Genomic DNA, 16,540 nt, shown 5'->3' on the forward strand with positions numbered 1-16,540 from the left:
GGCGGCGGGGGTAGGCCATGCAAACAAGATGACTGCATTTACATCGCAGCGTTGATGAAAGCTTCATCATAGGACTTTGCGCTGTAGCGGGTCAGAAACGCTTCACCATTCCCGAACGGCTCGATGCGCTGGTGTGCAAGCATGTAGAACCGGTGGCAGTTCATTACGATTTCTTCGGTGTAGTGAGACGATACCAACACGCTGGCCCCATCTGCACACGCGTTCTTTATGCCCAGCCAGATGTAGTGTCGAAACTCAGGGTCTATGCCGGCGGTCGGTTCGTCGAGGATGATCAGGTCACCACCCATGAGCAGTAGTGTGAGGGTGATGAAACTGCGGATTTCGCCGTAGCTGCAGGTCGATGCCTTTTTCTCAGAGAGGTTGGCGTAGCGCTTTGACAACGCAGGCGACCACTGGCAGAGGCGCGCAAGGGCCTGATGGTGACTGGGTGCCGATGTTGAATTCAACTGGGTGATCAGTTCATAGGCCTCGCCCATTTTCAGCAGCGGCGGTGGCGTTAGTACTTGCGTCAGGTAAAGCTGGCACTTGGAAACGTTGATGATATTGCCTTGGCTAGGCCTTCTGACATTGCATATCAAATCGAAAAGTGTCGTTTTGCCCGCGCCGTTGCATCCCAGTATTCCGACTGCCTCACCTTCGCTTAGGCTCAGCGAGATGTTCTGGAGAAGCGGCGTGTCGGGGTGGGAAAAGCTGAGTTTGTCGAGCGTCAGAAGATTCATTCAATATCGATTCCAGATGGGTTGGATTCTGAATAACTTCGCTGTGACATAAAACCCTATTGCTGAGGCAGCAACGGCTGCAGAGAAGCTCACGCTGAGTGATAGCTGCCCATTGATGATGTTTGCGCTCAAGTAAAGCGGATTGATCGCGCCGAGCCAGTGCGAGGTGTTGGAAGGTGCGCTACCCAGGTAACCAGAAAAGAGCATGAGAAACGAAAGGAATGAAAATACCGTGCCGGCGGTACTGAACCTGATCGGCAGCGCAGCAATGGCCAGGCCTATGCAGGAAAATAGTAAATAGCTTGTGTAGAAAGCCGTTGTGAGATGCAGGAATTCTGGCAGCGAGTAGGGGCCGTACACTGGTTTGGTGATGATGTAGAAGGCGCTTGAATACAGCAGGCTGATCACGCTATAGCTGAGGGCATGTGACGTCAGGAACAGCGTGATGGCCTCCCGTCGGTAGATGAATGAACGGACAAAACCGCTCTCCCGTCTGCCAATCAAGTAGAAGCTCAGGCCGAAAAAGGCGACGTTTGCGGAGATGTAGGCGTAAAACCAGGCCGCTGAGTGCGTATAACTGGAAGCTGACAGGCCCGTAAATGAAGCGTTCTGCTTCATGATCATGAACATCATGCACGGTGCTACTGCAGTCCATAGCAGTGCGGTAGGTTCTCTCAAGTGCTCAACGAGGAGTAGCCTGGCGACCGAAATTATTCTTCTTGTTCGTCTCATGGTATGCACCCTTCGGAGGTCATGAAGAAGACATCACGCCTGGTGCTATTTTGGGACCAAGCCCTCATGTACGGCGGTTGGGCGCTGAATGTCTGCTGCGAAATCTTTTATTGTCAGGATTGAGGGGTGTCAAGTTTTCCGCTGAATATTCAGTTTCTAGGAGTAGGTGCGTTTGTTGGGGTGGTGATGCTTGTTGTGAGGGCCGTCTGAAGGATGTCTCTGAAAATTAATTGATTAGTGGTATTGGGCGGGGCTTTTCAGTTTTTGGTGTGGGCCGTTTCCTACTGGCTTGTAAGGCGTGTAGGAATTTTTATTATGAATACTCTATTTGTGATGAGCGGTATCGATAGTTCCGGTGCGCAATTAAGTGTTACAAGGTATAACTTTTCTGCCGAATTCTAGAGCGAGCACCGTGCGGGCGGCGCTCGCTATTTGCAGCACTCACCTCAGGCGCTAGCGCTTGCCAAGAATCTTCCCAAGCATCTCCGGCCGTGGTGCGCCTTGCTGGCTCTGCAGCTGACCCTGGTCATCCTGGTAGAAAATCGCTGGGGTGGCCTGCAACCCCATCTCTTCCATCAACGCCATGTTTGCCGCCAGCTTTTGCTGAACCGCCGGCGGCACCTGCTTCAGCGCTGTCAGGGTGCTGGCCTTGCCGGCCTTCTCATGCGCGTGCAAAGCCTTGGCCGGGTCTTGTGCCGCCAGCAGGGCGGCCGACTTGCCTGGGCTGTCTTCGCGGATGATGCCGACCATGATGTGGCGCAACTGCACCTTGCCCGACTCGACCCAAGGCCGTGCCTGTTCCCAGAACATGTTGCAGTACGGGCAGTTGGGGTCGCTGAACAGGTACACCTTGCGCGGTGCATCGTCCCTGCCATCGGCGATCCAGGCGGTTTTTTCCATCTTCGCCCAGATTTCCTTGCTCATCGGCGCATACACCAGCTTTTCCAGCGGCTCTGCGCTCAGGTCCTTGCCCTGTTCGTCGAACAGGTTGCCGACCAGTACGTGCTTGCCGTCGGGCGTCAGGTACAGGGCCAGGGCGTTGTTCTGGTACTCGGCGGCGTAACCGCGCAGGCCGTTGGGGGCGTCGAAGCTGCCTTTGATCACGGCACCCTTGGCTTGCAGTTGCTGAACCGCCTTGGGCAGCTCTTCGGCCTGCAAGGCGGGGGCGGCCAGCAGGGCCAGGGACAGGGGCAACAGTGCAGTCAATCGCATTTCAGTTTCCTTGTGCGGCAGGGGCGGGCGCAGCGGCCCGCTCGAAAGGTTCCAGGGCGTGGCGCAGGCTGGCCCGGGACAACTCGCCCAGGTGGCTACCGACCAGCCGCCCCTGGGCGTCATAGAACAGCGTGGTGGGCAGGGCCATCGAACCGACGCGTTGGGCCAGCAGGCCGGTGCCGTCGAACAGCACGTGGGTCAGGCTCAGGCCGGTGGTGGCGAGGAAGGTGCTGACGTTTTCCGGGGTTTCGCCCTGGTTGACGAACAGGAAGGTCACGTTCGGGTATTCGCTCTGCGCCTGCTGCAGCACCGGCATTTCGCGCCGGCAGGGTGGGCACCAGGTGGCCCAGAGGTTGATCACCAGCGGTGTACCGCGGTAGCTGTGCAGCGCCACGGGCTGGCCGCCGGCATTGCGCAGGTTCAGTTCGGGGAGTTCAGTGCCCTTGCTGTACAAGTGCCCGCCAAAGCTGGCCAGGCCCCAGAACAGCGCGCCGCTGAACAGCGCCCAGCCGAGCGGGCGGCGCAGGCCTGGGTGGCGCCAGCCCTGCCACAGGGCACCGCCCACGATACCCGCCAGGCCCGACCAGAACAGAAAGCCGCCATCACGGATGTCGATGATTTGCAGCGGATCGTCCCGGTACATCGGCCAGTACGCCAGCACGAACCCCGCCCGCGCGCTGAGCAAGCCAAGCAGAAACAGGTTGAACAGCGCCGACTCCGGGCTTTCACCGCCGCGCCGTGCGACCCACCAGCCGACCACGCTGGCGATCACCAGCGCGGTGAGCATGAGCAGGTGGTTCAGGGCCATGGTCAGCGGCCCCAGGGTCACGGTGAGCATCAGCCTTGGCTCCTGGTCTGGGCCCAGTGTTGCTGGAACGCGGCGGCGTCCACTTCACCGGTGATGCGCCGCGCGCGGCGCTCTTCGCCTTCTGGGCCGATCCAGATAATGCTGGGCGGGCCCGGTACCTGGTAGCGTTGTAGCAGCGCTTTGCTGGCGGGGCTGTCGGCGGTCACGTCCAGCCGCAGCAGGTGCACGCCGGCCAGCCCGGCCTGCACGTCGCTGCGGCTGAACACTTGTTTTTCCATCACATTGCACGACACGCACCAGTCGGCGTAGTAGTCGAGCATGACCCATTGCCCGCGAGACTTGGCGGCATCGAGTTCGCGTTGCAGGTCTTCTGGGCGGCTGAGGGTGACGAAGCTATCCTCGGCGTGCGCAGCAGTGGCTGGCGCGGCTGCCCCCCCGGCGAATGGGCGCAGGGGTTGCCAGAGGTCGTCGCCGCCGGCTGCCGCGCCGACCAACAGCAAGCCCCCCCACAGCGCCCCCAGCAGCGGCACTGCGCGCAGTGCCGGCAACCGCTGCAGGGCCGGCCAGGCTGCCCAGGCCAGGGCGACCAGCCAGGCACCGGCAAGGGCCAGCAGCAGGCTGGCCGGCAGCAGGCTGCGCACGGTGTACAGCGCCATGGCCAGGAACACGAAGCCGAATACCGCCTTTACCCGGTCCATCCAGGCGCCCGGGCGTGGCAGGTAGCGGTTGCCCAGGGTGACCAGCAACAGCAGCGGCACGCCCATGCCCAGGCCAAGGGCAAACAGCACCAGCGCGCCTTGCAGCACATCGCCGCTTTGCGCGATGTACAGCAGCGCCCCGGCCAGAGGCGCGGTCATGCAGGGGCCCAGCAGCAAACCGGACAACGCGCCCAGTAAGACCGCACCATACAGGTTGCCGCCGCGGGTGCCTCGCCCGGCCCGGTCGAGACGATCACGCAGGGCGGCGGGCAACTGCAGTTCGAAGGCGCCGAACATCGGCAGGGCGAGGATGATGAACAGCCCCGCCAGGCTGCCCAGCAGCCAGGGTTGTTGCAGCCAGGCTTGCAGGCTGGCGCCTAGCAGCGCGGCGACCACGCCCAGGGCGGCGTAGACCAGGGCCATGCTCAGTACGTAGACCCCGGCCAGCAGCCAACCGCGGCGGGCGCTGGCACCGTTGCCCAACACCAGCCCGGCGAGAATCGGCAGCATCGGCAGCGAGCAGGGGGTAAAGGCCAGCAACAGTCCCAGGCCGAAGAAGGCCAGCAGGCTCCAGGCCAGGTGCCCCTGTTGCAGGCCGCTGGCCAGGGCCTGGTCGCTGGCTTGTTCGGGGGCCGGCGCTACGCTGCCGCCCAGGTCGATGCTGGTGGTCTGTGGCGGGTAGCACAGGCCGGCGTCGGCGCAGCCCTGCCAGCCCAGGCGCAACTGGCCATGGGCGTTGGCCGGCAGCAGCAGCTCGAGCTGGTCACGGTACACCGCGCTGTCGCCGAAGAACTCGTCATGGTGGTTGAGTGCCGGCGGCAATTGCGGCTGTTGATCGCTCGGCAGGCCATCGAATTTGAGGCGCTTCTGATACAGGTAGTAGCCCGGCTTGATCTGGAAGTACAGGCGCATCTGGCCGTCGGCCTGGCGGTCGTGGGTCAGTACGAAGGCCTGCTCGACCGGCAGGAAATCGGGTTTGACGTCGAACGGGTTGGCTTGCAGGGGGGCAGCCAGTAGCAGTGTCAGGAAGAGCAGGAGAACGCGCATGTCTTCGCCTTGGCAGAACGGGGAATGGGGCCATGCTGGCTGGGGTTGATTAAATGAAGGTTAACGGCGGTTTTGAAGGGGGTGTGAGGGTTTTCGGTGCTTGACGGGGGATTTGCAGCGCCTGTGAGATCGAGCGCCGAATCTCCAAAGGCGAACACCTATCAGCCCAAGCACGGATCCTCCGCTTAAAACCCGACACACCGCGACATATTGTCGGCTTGACTTTGCCTGTCCTCGCTAAATTGCTGTAAAGTTGACGTTCAGGTCAGCTTTCTTCAAGCCAGGCCCAGAATCAGAAGAAAGGGCAGACCCTCGACTGCCCAGAGGATCAAGCATGTCCAACCGTGATATTTCCAGGCGCGCCTTCCTGCAAGGCGGCCTGGTCGCTGGTGTCGGTGTGACCATGGCGCCACTTGGCAGCCAGGCATTCGCCGCGCTGATGGAGGAACGCGTCACCGCTTCGCCGCAGAAGTGGATGAACCATGACGGCAAGGCGCGTTTCCGTAACGATGCGTTGTCCAAGGTCTGCGGCGACAAGGTGTTCGCCCGCGACATCCGTGCCAAGGACATGCCAGGCTGGCCGGTGCAGCAGGGCCATGCCTTGCTGCTCAAGGCCACCAAGGCTGACCGCATCTATGCCGGGCATGACCTGAGCCTGCTGGGGGCAGACCTGCAACCAGACCGTGTCGTCACCGCCGCCGACCTGGAACAGGACGGCATCGCCTGGCCCGAAGCGCACTCGCCCGACCCACTGCTGCCGCCCGGCCAAGTACCGATGTTCATCGGCCACCCCGTGGCAATCCTGATCTGGCACGATTTCGAGCGTTTCCGCCAGGCCAAGCGCAAGCTGCAGTTCAAGGACCAGGCGATCCGCTACGGCGCCCAGGCGCCGCTGTACCAGCGTGACCCCTATGGCAGCTTCCGCTTCGTGCGGGTGGGCGGCGCCACGCCGTTCGACGACGATGAGTTCTCCAGCCTGAAGAATTCCATGCTGTTCCCCACCATCCTCAACCGCAAGCCGGTGTGGTCGAAACAGCCCAACCAGCATGGTGACCTGACCGAGCAGGGGTTGTTCTACGCCAACCGTATGGCCGAACAGCTGGACAACCCGCCCGAGGACTGGCTGGTGTTCGACGAGCGCTACAAGACGCCGTCCATCGAACCTGCCGCGCTGGAGCCGGACAACGGCAACGGCTGGTATGACCGGGCCAGCGGCACGCTGCACTTCGTGGTTGCCACCCAGTGCCCGTTCGAAGTGGCGCAGGAATGCGTGCACATGATCAAGCCGTCGCGGTTTGCCCTGAACACCCTGAACATGCACCCCGGCTATACCGTGGGCTACGGCTCCAAGGACAACAACATCTTCGTTTTCTACGCTGCCGTGGCTGCGTTGTACGGCGACGGGGTACCGGTCCGCCTGGCCAATGACCGCTACGAGCAGTTCCAGAGCGGCATCAAGCGCCATGCCTTCGATATCCGCTACCAACTGGCGGTGGACAAGAAAGACAACAGCTTCAAGATTTTCCGCGCCGACATGAGCTGCGACGGTGGCGGGCGCATCAACTACAGCCCGTCGGTGGCCGCAGTGGGTGCGACCGCAGCGCAGTCGATCTATTACATGCCGCAGAACGACCTGTCGGTGACTGCCTATTACTCGCGTGGCGTGGAGGCGGGTTCCATGCGCGGCTATGGCACCCTGCAGAGCATGGCGGCGACTGAAATGATGGTCGATGAAATCGCCGGCCGCCTGGGCGTGGATGCCATCGACCTGCGCCGTGCCAACGCGCTGAAGTCGGGCATGAAGAACACCCAGGGGGCGGTGCCGGCCGGCGCCCTGCGCCTGTACGAAATTCTCGACAAGGCCGCCGTGCACGACTGGTGGCGCAACCGTGACGCACGCAAGCAGCAGATGGATGCCAAGGACCAGGATCACTGGTACGGCGTGGGTTTCGCCATCTGCCAGAAAGACTTCGGGACTGGCGCGGAAGCGCCGATGGCCAGCGTCGAGTTCAGCCGCGACGGGCGCATCAGCCTGCGCCACATCGGTACCGAACTGGGCACTGGCATGTCCACTTCGCAGGCCCTGGTGGTCAGCGACTTCCTTGGCCGTTCGGCCGATGAGGTGCGCACTGCCGTTACCGAGTGGCCAGAGCTGCAGCTGACCACCAGCGGCAACCCGTACCTGATCAGCCAGCCCGAACAGGACGCTGCCCTGCGTAACCCGCGCTGGGTGGGCAAGCTGGCGTCGCCATCGTCGGCGACCAACTCGGCGTTCTATTTCAGCCACGCTACCCGCGAAGCTGCACGGGTACTGTTCAACCACGGCCTGTGGCCGGCGGCCATGGCCATCTGGCGCCAGGGGCCTTACGGCGGGCAGGCCAACCCGCTGGTGGTGCGCCGCGAGAACGCTGTGTGGGTCAACGGTGAGCTGACCGGCAACGGCCTGGCTCCGATCCCGTTCGCCCAACTGGCGCAAAAGGCCCATGACATGGGCCTGGTCACCGGTGTGAGCGTCCACGGCTTCAACCGCTGGAGCTGGGCCGAAGCCGACTTCGTCATCGACGGTGTGCGCGAGCGCTTCCCGCTCGACGCCGTGGCCGTGAAATACGGCGACGGCGCGGTCAACGCCAAGAAAGCGCAGATGAGCAGCCACGGTTATCACCTGCTCGACCGGCAGAACGCGGCGTACCCCGATACCCAGCTGAACAACGCCATGGTCACCTACTACAGCCCGGTGGCGACCATTGTCGAAGTCAAGGTCAACAAGGGCACCCACGAAGTGCAAGTGCTCAACCACCACAGCTGGGTCGAGTGCGGCCGGGCGCTGGTGCCGGAGCTGGTCAAAGGCCAGCTCGAAGGTGGCATTGCCATGGGTATCGGGCACGCCCTGACCGAAGAAATGCCAATGTACGAGGGCGGGCCCGGGGAGGGCGACTGGAACTTCAACCGCTACCGCCTGCCGCATGCGCGCGATGTGGCGGTGTGGCAGCAGACCAGCGAAATTCTGCCGCCGCTGTCACCCACCGACCCGTCCAAGGGCATTGCCGAAGTGGTGATGATCCCGGTCGTCGGTGCCATCGGCAATGCCGTCGCGCATGCCATTGGCAAGCGCGTGCGCGATCTGCCCATTACCCCAGCCCGTATCAAGGAGGCCCTCAATGGCTAACCGCCCACTGCAACTGACCCTCAACGGTCAACCGGTCGGCCCGGTCGAGGTCCCCGACGACCTGGCGATGCTCGACTACCTGCACGAACACCAGAACCTCACCGGTTCGCGCCTGGGCTGCGGCCAGGGCATCTGCCACGCCTGCGTGGTGATCGTGGACAACCCGGACGGCACCTGCGAAGAAGTGCGCACCTGCATCACCGGTGCCCACTACTTTGCAGGCAAGAAAGTGCGCACCATCGAAGGCCATGCCAGCAAGGACGAGGCCGGCAACCTGACGCTGAACCCGATCCAGCAGAAGTTCGTCGACCTGTTCGCCTTCCAGTGCAGTTACTGCGCACCAGGCTTTGTCAACGCCGCTACCGTGCTGGTGGAAACCGCCCAGCGCCAGCCGCTGAACAAGAGCGAAGTGCAAGACCGCATCGAGGCCAGCCTCGGGCACCACATTTGCCGGTGCACTGGCTACGTGCGTTACTACGACGCCACCCGCCAGGTGCTCAACGACCTCGGCCTGGTCAAGGAGGGTTGAACATGGGCTTCGTACGTAGCGCATTGGCGCTGGCGTTGGGTGTTGCCGTCAGTTCGGCGGCCCTGGCTGCCGATGAAGCACAGGTCAAGCGCGGTGAATACCTGGCCCGCGCCGCCGACTGCATGGCCTGCCACACCGCCGAAGGTGGCGCACCGTATGCCGGCGGCCTGCCGATCCATTCGCCGTTCGGCACCATCTACGGCAGCAATATCACCCCGGACAAGCAGTACGGCATCGGCAACTACAGCGCCGACGAGTTCTTTGCAGCAGTCACGCAGGGCAAGCGCAAGGATGGTGCCAACCTTTATCCCGCGATGCCTTACACCTCGTACCACCTGATCAAGCGCGAAGACTCGGACGCGATTCTTGCCTACCTGAAAACCGTACCGCCGATCAACCGCCCGGCCCCGCAGACGGCGCTGCGCTTCCCGTTCAACGTGCGCATGGGCCTGAGCGGCTGGAACTTGTTGTATGGCAAGAGCGTGCAGCTGCAGCCAGCCGAGGGCAAAAGCCCGGCCTGGCAGCGTGGCCAGTACCTGGTCGAAGTCATGGGCCACTGTGGCGAGTGCCATACCCCACGCAATGCGATCGGCGCACTGCAGCAAGACCAGCGCCTGAGCGGCGGCCTGCTGGCGGGTTACCTGGCGCCCAGCCTGCTGGCGCAAGACCTGGCTGAGCGGGGCTGGACCCAGCCAGACTTGACCACCTTCCTCAAGCACGGCATCAGCGCCCAGGGCAGCATGTTCAACGAGATGTTCCCGGTGGTGCACCACAGCACCCAGCACCTGGAGGACGCCGACCTGGCGGCCATGGCCACCTACCTGCTGGGCGACCAGCCGCCCGCGGCCAAGGTCATCCAGCCGGTTGCCCTGGCGCAGATGAGCGACAGTGCCCAGCGCGGCCACCAGCAGTACCTGAACGTTTGCGCCGGCTGCCATGGGGTCGACGGCGAGGGCAAGCCACACGTCGCCGTGGCCATGCAGGGCAATACCGTGCTGCGCCAGGCCGACTCGCGCAACCTGGTCAAGGTCATCCTCGAAGGCATCCGCGAACAACAGTTCACCGGCTTCGAGCGCATGCAGCCGATGCCTGGCTTCGCCGGCAAGCTGGATGACCAGCAGGTGACGGACATGGTCAACTACCTGCGCCAGGCCTGGGGTGGATTGCCCGGTGACCTGAAGGTACAGCAGCTCGCCGAGCTGCAGGCGGAGTAACCGGTGCAGCATCTCGATCTTCAGGTGATTCGCCAGGCCTTGCAGTGGTCGTGCAGCGGTCAGCAGGTGTGGTTGTGCACGGTACTCGACACCTACGGTTCGGCGCCGCGTGCACCGGGGTCGCTGCTGGCGGTCAACGCCAGCGGCCAGTGGCTGGGTTCGTTGTCTGGCGGCTGCGTAGAGGACGACTTCCTGCACCGTGTGGCCTTGGGCGAGTTCGCCGAGCCGGTCACCCTTGTGCGTTACGGCGATGGCAGTGACCCCCGCTCGGGCATTCGCCTGCCGTGCGGCGGGGTGCTGGAAGTGCTGGTGGAAAACCTGGCGGCCGAGTGCGACGTGCAGGCCCACCTGCGCGAGTTGCAAAGCGCATTGCTGGGGCAGCGCCGGTTGTTGCGTGAAGTGCGCCTGCCCGACGGCAACCGCCAGTTGGTGCCTGACACCAGCCAGGGGCCGCGGGTGCAGCGTGAGCCCACCTGTGTACGGCTGCGCGTCGGCGCCGCCCAGCGCCTGCTGCTGGCGGGCTATTCCAGCGTGGCGCACTGTTGCGCCGAGTTCGGCAAAGGCCTGGGCTTCGAAGTGATTCTCTGCGAGCCACGTGATGAAGTGCTCGACGGCGTGCACCTGGACGGCATCGAGCTACGCCGCGAGCTGCCGTCGGAATTTATCGCCAATGGCGGTTGCCATGCCGACACGGCGGTGGTTGCATTGACCCATGATCCGAAAATCGATGACCTGGCCATGCTTGAAGCGGTGCGTACCGAAGCGTTCTACATCGGCGTGATGGGCTCGAAGGCCACCTCTGACAAGCGTCGCGAGCGCTTGCAGCGCATCGGTGGCCTCAGTAGCGACCAGTTGGCGCGTATCCATGCGCCGATCGGCCTCAACCTGGGTAGCAAGACCCCGGCGGAAATCGCCCTGGCGGTGCTGGCCGATATCTTGCGCCTGCGCAACGGCATTGGGCGGGCGGCACTATGAGTGTGGTGGCGTTGGTGTTGGCGGCTGGCAGCAGCTTACGCTTCGGCGGTGACAAGCGCCGGGCGCTGATGGCGGATGGTCGCAGCCTGCTGGTGCACAGTGTCGAAAGTGCCTGCGCGGTGTTTGAGGAGGTGCGGGTGGTGTTGCGCGCCGGCGAACGGGCAGAGGCGCTGGGTTTGCCATCGGCGTGCCGGGTCATTTCCAGTGTCGATTGCGCACGGGGCATGGGCCATAGCCTGGCGGCCGGCGCCGCCTCGCTGGCAGATTGCGAGGCGCGGGCGGTAGCGGTTGTGTTGGGCGACATGCCCTGGGTGGCGCCCGCCACGCTTGGCTTGCTTGCACGCCAGGCCAGTGCGTCAACGATAGTCCTGCCTTGGCATGCCGGGCGGCAGGGCCATCCGGTGTTGTTCGGCCGTGATTTCTGGCCGGCGCTTGCCCGGTTGCAGGGTGATGAAGGGGCGCGATCGGTAGTGAAGGCTCACCCAGAAAGTTGCGTCAGGGTGCACGTGCAGGACGTCGGCGTGCTTCAGGATGTCGACAGGCCGGAGGCATTGAACCCGCACGTCAGGGCCTAATCTTCCCCTTCGTCAGCCCATTCATAGGGTTGCAGTTCGCTCAGTTGGGAGAGCAGCAGCAGATGCTCCACCACCTTGAGCTTTTCAAGCCGCTCAAGGCTGTCTGACCCTCCCAGCATCAAGGCGGGGACAAAGCCATACATTTCATCTACGCCCAAGGTGCCGAGCCGTTCCCTGGCAGGTTCGAACAGGTCGTCGAAATAGATGCATTCGGTCATTAGCCACATGAGCAAACCATGGATCTTGTTGTCGCGTTCTTCGTCTCCTGAACTGTGAGCGCCATCGAGATAGCGGGAATGGTAGGCCGCGATGGTCAGCACCGAGCCGGTTTTCTCACCCCATAGGTACAGGTCGCCAAAAGCGCTGCGGGCGATGAGGTGATAAGTGTCGCATGCTTCGAAGTGCGTACCTGCCAACCAAGAGGCCACTACCTCCTGGTATTCCTGGGGATTTACCAGCCAGAACAAGCCGCCGCCGTAGCCGCACCAGCCGTGGTCTTGCCAGTATTCAAGGAGGCGGTTCGGGAGTTTGCCTCTGTAATGATCGATGGCGGCAGGTGGCACGGGCTGCTGGCCGATGGGGGCGCCGAAGGTTTCCAGGAAAATGCTGAAGACTACGTCCATGGTTTCAAGTCCCTTTTGGGTTTTTAGAAGTCGGAGAAGCGGTAGGGCTCAAGTGCAGTTAGCTTTGAGAGCATTATTAAATGTTCCAGGGTGTTTACTTTTTCGATTCGCTCTAAACTCGCTTTCCCGCCAAAGGCAAGTGCGGGGTTGAATCCATACATTTCATTGTGATTGAGTATGCCAAGTTTTTTCCTTGCTGCTTCGAATAACCCTTCGAAATCATTGCTGTCCTTTTTTGTCTGTAGGAAGAATGATTGCACATGTCTGTCGATGTTAGAGGTGCGGCGGTTGTTGCCGCAGTAATGTGAGATATGGCTGGCAATGCTCAGTGAAAAGCCTGTTCTTTCACCGTACAAGTATAGATCGCCGAATGCCCCACGCGCGATTACGTGATAGTTGTCATGCGCGGCCAAGGGCGTGCCATTGATCCAATACGCAACGACACCCTCATACTCTTGAGGGTCGACCGTCCAAAAAATGCCGTCACCGTATCCGCACCACCCGTATTTTGCCCAATATTCCATCAATTTTTCTGGTAGTTTTCCCCTGTAGCGTTCGATGGCCGAGGCAGGTACCTCCTGCCTGAGAATAGGTTGTCCAATTTTTTCGATGAAGGAGGCGTAGACGTCATCCATTATGAGGTCCCTATCAATCTAGCATTTGTGTAATTTGATGTTCATGAGGGAAGCACCGCTGCCCGATTTCAATGTTTGTTCGGCAGCTGTCTGCATACTCTTGATCTTGCTTTTCCACTGGGGGCCTATGGTGGAGTTGACTTGCCTGTCCCCGAAATCGTCAATGGCATCTTTGCCTCCGGCGGTCAAATCAGGGTTGTGCAAGGCTGCAAGCGTTGCCATGGTCTCCTTAGCTAATCTTGCAGCCATCCTTTGGGCCTCAAATAGACTCATCTCGTCCGGCAAGTCATCCAGTATCCGCTGCTCCAACTTGTCTTGCATCTGCTTGCGAGCTTTGCGTGCCAAAATTGGGTTTCGCTTTACGGGATTGGCGACATTTTCCAAAAACTCTTCAACCGTCAGTCGATTCAACCCCTCCTGCTGCCCCTTCAATTGCCGTTCAAACTCGCCATGCTTCGATGCTGGCAATTTGTCCGCCTTGAAACACGCCACGGTGTGCAATGGCATGCTAGCGGGCTTGACTGTCGAGGGCTCATGTTCTTTTCCCGCCTGCCGGTTCGGCTGAACTGGCTGCGGCTCATTCCCCGCACCCTTGCGCCGTTCCGGCACTTGCAGATCTGGCCGTTTCTTCAACCCTTCCTCATGCTTGAGCATCCATTGCCCAAGGCGCGCGCCTTTGCTGCTGGCGGCCATTTCCTGCGCGAGCACCCGTGCGTCACCGCGACCGCGGGTAAGGTACGAGACGATCGCCCCCAACAGCAGCACCACTACTTCCACGTGGCCCAAGGCGATGTGATGGGCAGCCCTGGAAATCGCCTGCGGATCATCGCCCCCAAAGGGGTTGTAGCTATCGTCCCGCGTGCCCTCCCAGGCTATGCGAATGCCATCGAGGTAGTACTCGCCGATGCGGGGCAGGCCTTCAATGAAGAACTCGGCGATGGAGGCAAGCCCCAGTACGCCAAGTATCCAGCCGCTGACCTTGAGGCCCATCGCCGCGCCAGCGCCGGCCAAGGGAATGGCCCCTGCACCTGCGCCAAATGCCCCGATGCCAGCGCCAATGGCGCCGCCGGTGAGGGTGCTGCCGACGACGATCATCGCCATCTCCCTCACCACCTTGAGCAGTTCGTTGAGGATGCTGGCGATTTCCAGGTCGGCAAAGCGTTGGTGCAGGATACTGCCGGCCTGCCACTCGGCCTGGTTGAAGGCCGACTGGACGGCCCTGACCCGACGTAGGTTGAGGGCCAGTGAGGCCACAGGTTCATTGAGGTAGCTACGAAATTGGGCGCGTCCCTGATAGCCCATTTCATCGGTAACACGTGATTCGATCTCGAACCACGAGGGCACGAGGTAATCCAGGTGCATGAGGTGTCTCCCTGACAGCGTGTGCAGGGGGAAATCCCATCATGGATTTGGTTCGGAAATTCCTGAGTCGGCTGTAGGAAAAGGAGACTTCGTTCAAGGCGGTCGCACGCGCTCAAGCCGCGCTCGCCCAGCCCACCTGCAAAGGTCCATAATCCCCCCTTAATCCCTTCATAGTGCAATGCCAGCCACACCAATGCGGGAGCCCACACCATGCACGTTCTGCTCTGCGAGGACGACGACCTGATCGCTGCCGGCATCTGCGCCGGCCTTACCGCCCAGGGCCTGACCGTCGACCGGGTGGGCAACGCCGCCGCTGCGCGGGCCATGCTGCAGGCGGCGCAGTTCGACGTGATGGTCCTCGACCTGGGCCTGCCCGACGAAGACGGCCTCAAGCTGCTGCGCCGCCTGCGCGAAAAAGGCGAGACCTTGCCGGTGCTGGTGCTTACCGCGCGCGACGCCGTCACCGATCGCGTCGATGGCCTGCAGGCCGGTGCCGACGATTACCTGCTCAAGCCCTTCGACCTGCGCGAGCTGGCTGCACGCCTGCACACCCTGCTGCGGCGGGTGGCGGGGCGGGCGGTCAATGTGATCGAGCACGGCCCGCTGCGTTACGACCCCAGCAGTTGCGAGGCGACCCTGGCCGGCCAGCAGGTCGACCTTTCCCGCCGTGAACAGGCGCTGTTGCAGGCCCTGCTGCAAAACCCCGGGCGGGTGTTGTCCAGCGAGCAGTTGAAGGACTGCGTGTATGGCTTCAGTGACGAAGTGGAAAGCAACGCCCTGAACGTGCATATCCACCACCTGCGGCGCAAGCTCGGCAACGGTATCGTCGAGACCGTGCGCGGCCTGGGCTACCGCCTGGGCCCGGCGCAGGCACCGGAAGAGGCCGCACCGTGAGCCTGCGGGTACGCTTGAGCCTGATCCTGGGCAGTGCCTTCATCATCATCTGGGTGCTGGCTGCGGCATGGATGCTGCGCGACCTGCGCCAGCAGATGATGTTTTCCCTCGACCAACGGCTGGTCGCCTCGGCGCGCATGGTCGCCGGGCTGATCGACCAGTTGCCGCAGCCCTTGACGGCCAAGGGCGGCGAGGCGCATTTCTCGGCCGACCAGTTCAGCGTGCCGGACGGCATGGCCTGCCAGGTCAGCTCTCTGCGCGGCGAAATCCTCGCCAGCAACCACAAGCACGATGGGACCATGGATGACGAGCGCAGCGGCTTCCGCGACCAGACCATCGACGGCGCTTCGTGGCGCACCTTCACCTACAACCATGGGGATGTGCGCATCACCACCGCCGACCGGCATATGGAGCGTGAAGCGCTGAACCAGTCGATCCTGCTGGCGGCTTCGGCGCCGGTGCTGATGGCCCTGCTCGGTAGCCTGGGGTTGTTGTGGATCGGCCTGGGCAAGGGCTTGGAACCGCTCAACCGCATGCGCGATGCCTTGCGCCGCAGGCGCGCCGACAGCGTGGAGCCGTTGCAGGTGGCGGGCCTGCCCAGCGAGTTGCAACCGTTGCTGGACACCCAGAACCAGCTGTTCCTGCGCATTGCCCAGACCATCGAACGCGAGCGGCGCCTGACCGACGATGCCGCGCACGAGTTGCGCAGCCCGTTGACCGCAATCAAGACCCACCTGCAGGTGGCGCGCATGACCGATGGCGCCGTGCGCGAGCAGGCACTGGAGCATGCCGAGCAGGGCGCCGACCGCATGCACCGTACCCTTGAGCAACTGCTGATGCTGGCACGGGTGGAGGGCAGCCTTTCGTTCGAGGATGGCGTGCAGTGCAGCGCCGAGCAGGTGGCCCGCCAGGCCGTACAGGATGCCGGTGGGGGTGACAACCGGCGTATCGTGTTGCGCCTGCCTGAAGAGGCCACGCAGATCTACCTGGGCATGCCGGCGCCGCTGGCAGTGGCCGCGCTGCGCAACCTGCTGGACAACGCCCTGCGCCATGGCGGCGAACAGGCAGTGGAGTTGGAGGTGCAGATGGCTGACGGGCAGGTGGGCTTCATGGTGCGTGACCATGGGCCGGGGATTGCCGAGGCGGATCTGGAACACCTTACCGAGCGTTTCTGGCGCAGCGGGCAGAGCGGTGGTTGCGGGCTGGGGTTGGCGATTGTGCAGGCGATCGTGCAGCGGTGTGCCGGTAGCCTCAGGTTCGACAGCAGTAGCGATGGCTTGCGGGTGTGGTTGCAAGTGCCGGCGCGTTCGAGCAGTTGATTTTCACTGCC

Annotated in this window: 15 protein-coding genes; 7 read left to right on the forward strand and 8 right to left on the reverse strand. The window is 62.5% G+C overall.

Features of this window, described 5'->3' with window-relative positions; all coding sequences use genetic code 11:
• Nucleotides 1–38: 38 nt before the first annotated feature.
• From QME24_RS11570 to dsbD, 5 genes are all read right to left on the reverse strand, one after another.
• Nucleotides 39–740: an ATP-binding cassette domain-containing protein gene (locus QME24_RS11570; RefSeq protein WP_054882053.1), complete on the reverse strand. Its 702-nt coding sequence runs from the start codon at nt 738–740 to the stop codon at nt 39–41.
• Nucleotides 741–1,373, reverse strand: a complete 633-nt coding sequence (locus QME24_RS11575) for a hypothetical protein (protein ID WP_341791110.1) — start codon at nt 1,371–1,373, stop codon at nt 741–743. It abuts the gene before it with no gap.
• Nucleotides 1,374–1,925: 552 nt separating this feature from the next.
• Complete coding sequence (dsbG, locus tag QME24_RS11580) at nt 1,926–2,684, reverse strand: thiol:disulfide interchange protein DsbG (protein ID WP_009684803.1); 759 nt, start codon at nt 2,682–2,684, stop codon at nt 1,926–1,928.
• Between the two features lies 1 nt (nt 2,685).
• Complete coding sequence (locus QME24_RS11585) at nt 2,686–3,522, reverse strand: TlpA disulfide reductase family protein (RefSeq protein ID WP_009684802.1); 837 nt, start codon at nt 3,520–3,522, stop codon at nt 2,686–2,688.
• Nucleotides 3,522–5,237 carry a protein-disulfide reductase DsbD gene (gene dsbD, locus QME24_RS11590; RefSeq protein WP_232892908.1) on the reverse strand — a complete coding sequence of 572 codons (1,716 nt, stop codon included), beginning with the start codon at nt 5,235–5,237 and terminating at the stop codon, nt 3,522–3,524. The genes QME24_RS11585 and dsbD overlap by 1 nt, the downstream gene beginning before the upstream one ends.
• A gap of 334 nt (nt 5,238–5,571) precedes the next feature.
• Between dsbD and QME24_RS11595 the strand changes: the two genes are divergently transcribed.
• From QME24_RS11595 to QME24_RS11615, 5 genes are read left to right on the forward strand one after another with little or no spacing between them, the layout of a single operon-like run.
• On the forward strand, nt 5,572–8,403 hold the full coding sequence (locus tag QME24_RS11595) for a xanthine dehydrogenase family protein molybdopterin-binding subunit (protein WP_280091859.1): 2,832 nt from the start codon (nt 5,572–5,574) through the stop codon (nt 8,401–8,403).
• Nucleotides 8,396–8,932, forward strand: coding sequence for a (2Fe-2S)-binding protein (locus tag QME24_RS11600; protein ID WP_029887985.1), 537 nt, complete (start codon nt 8,396–8,398; stop codon nt 8,930–8,932). The genes QME24_RS11595 and QME24_RS11600 overlap by 8 nt, the downstream gene beginning before the upstream one ends.
• 2 nt (nt 8,933–8,934) lie before the next feature.
• Entirely contained in the window at nt 8,935–10,146 is a 1,212-nt protein-coding gene (locus QME24_RS11605) for a cytochrome c (protein WP_047150167.1), read from the forward strand.
• A 3-nt stretch (nt 10,147–10,149) separates the two neighbouring features.
• A complete protein-coding gene (locus QME24_RS11610; RefSeq protein WP_054881182.1) occupies nt 10,150–11,121 on the forward strand; it encodes an XdhC family protein in 972 nt (323 codons plus the stop codon).
• Nucleotides 11,118–11,696, forward strand: a complete 579-nt coding sequence (locus QME24_RS11615) for a nucleotidyltransferase family protein (protein ID WP_054881181.1) — start codon at nt 11,118–11,120, stop codon at nt 11,694–11,696. The genes QME24_RS11610 and QME24_RS11615 overlap by 4 nt, the downstream gene beginning before the upstream one ends.
• On the opposite strand, the gene QME24_RS11620 is transcribed toward QME24_RS11615, so the two are convergent.
• Genes QME24_RS11620 through QME24_RS11630 form a run of 3 tightly spaced genes read right to left on the reverse strand, consistent with a single transcriptional unit; the run spans nt 11,693 to nt 14,316 of the window.
• Nucleotides 11,693–12,319 carry a GAD-like domain-containing protein gene (locus QME24_RS11620; RefSeq protein ID WP_054881180.1) on the reverse strand — a complete coding sequence of 209 codons (627 nt, stop codon included), beginning with the start codon at nt 12,317–12,319 and terminating at the stop codon, nt 11,693–11,695. The two genes, QME24_RS11615 and QME24_RS11620, sit on opposite strands and share 4 nt — an antisense overlap.
• 23 nt (nt 12,320–12,342) lie before the next feature.
• Nucleotides 12,343–12,954: a GAD-like domain-containing protein gene (locus QME24_RS11625; RefSeq protein WP_054881179.1), complete on the reverse strand. Its 612-nt coding sequence runs from the start codon at nt 12,952–12,954 to the stop codon at nt 12,343–12,345.
• 18 nt (nt 12,955–12,972) lie between these two features.
• On the reverse strand, nt 12,973–14,316 hold the full coding sequence (locus tag QME24_RS11630; protein WP_235767916.1) for a DUF6861 domain-containing protein: 1,344 nt from the start codon (nt 14,314–14,316) through the stop codon (nt 12,973–12,975).
• A gap of 210 nt (nt 14,317–14,526) precedes the next feature.
• Here QME24_RS11630 and QME24_RS11635 point away from each other — a divergent pair, with 210 nt between their 5' ends.
• Nucleotides 14,527–15,210: a response regulator transcription factor gene (locus tag QME24_RS11635; protein ID WP_009684795.1), complete on the forward strand. Its 684-nt coding sequence runs from the start codon at nt 14,527–14,529 to the stop codon at nt 15,208–15,210.
• Nucleotides 15,207–16,529 (forward strand): ATP-binding protein, encoded by a 1,323-nt coding sequence (locus tag QME24_RS11640; protein ID WP_009684794.1) that lies wholly within the window; start codon nt 15,207–15,209, stop codon nt 16,527–16,529. The genes QME24_RS11635 and QME24_RS11640 overlap by 4 nt, the downstream gene beginning before the upstream one ends.
• Nucleotides 16,530–16,540: the final 11 nt, after the last annotated feature.

Source organism: Pseudomonas sp. PARCl1, from assembly GCF_947311875.1.
Classification (GTDB): Bacteria; Pseudomonadota; Gammaproteobacteria; order Pseudomonadales; family Pseudomonadaceae; genus Aquipseudomonas; species Aquipseudomonas juntendi.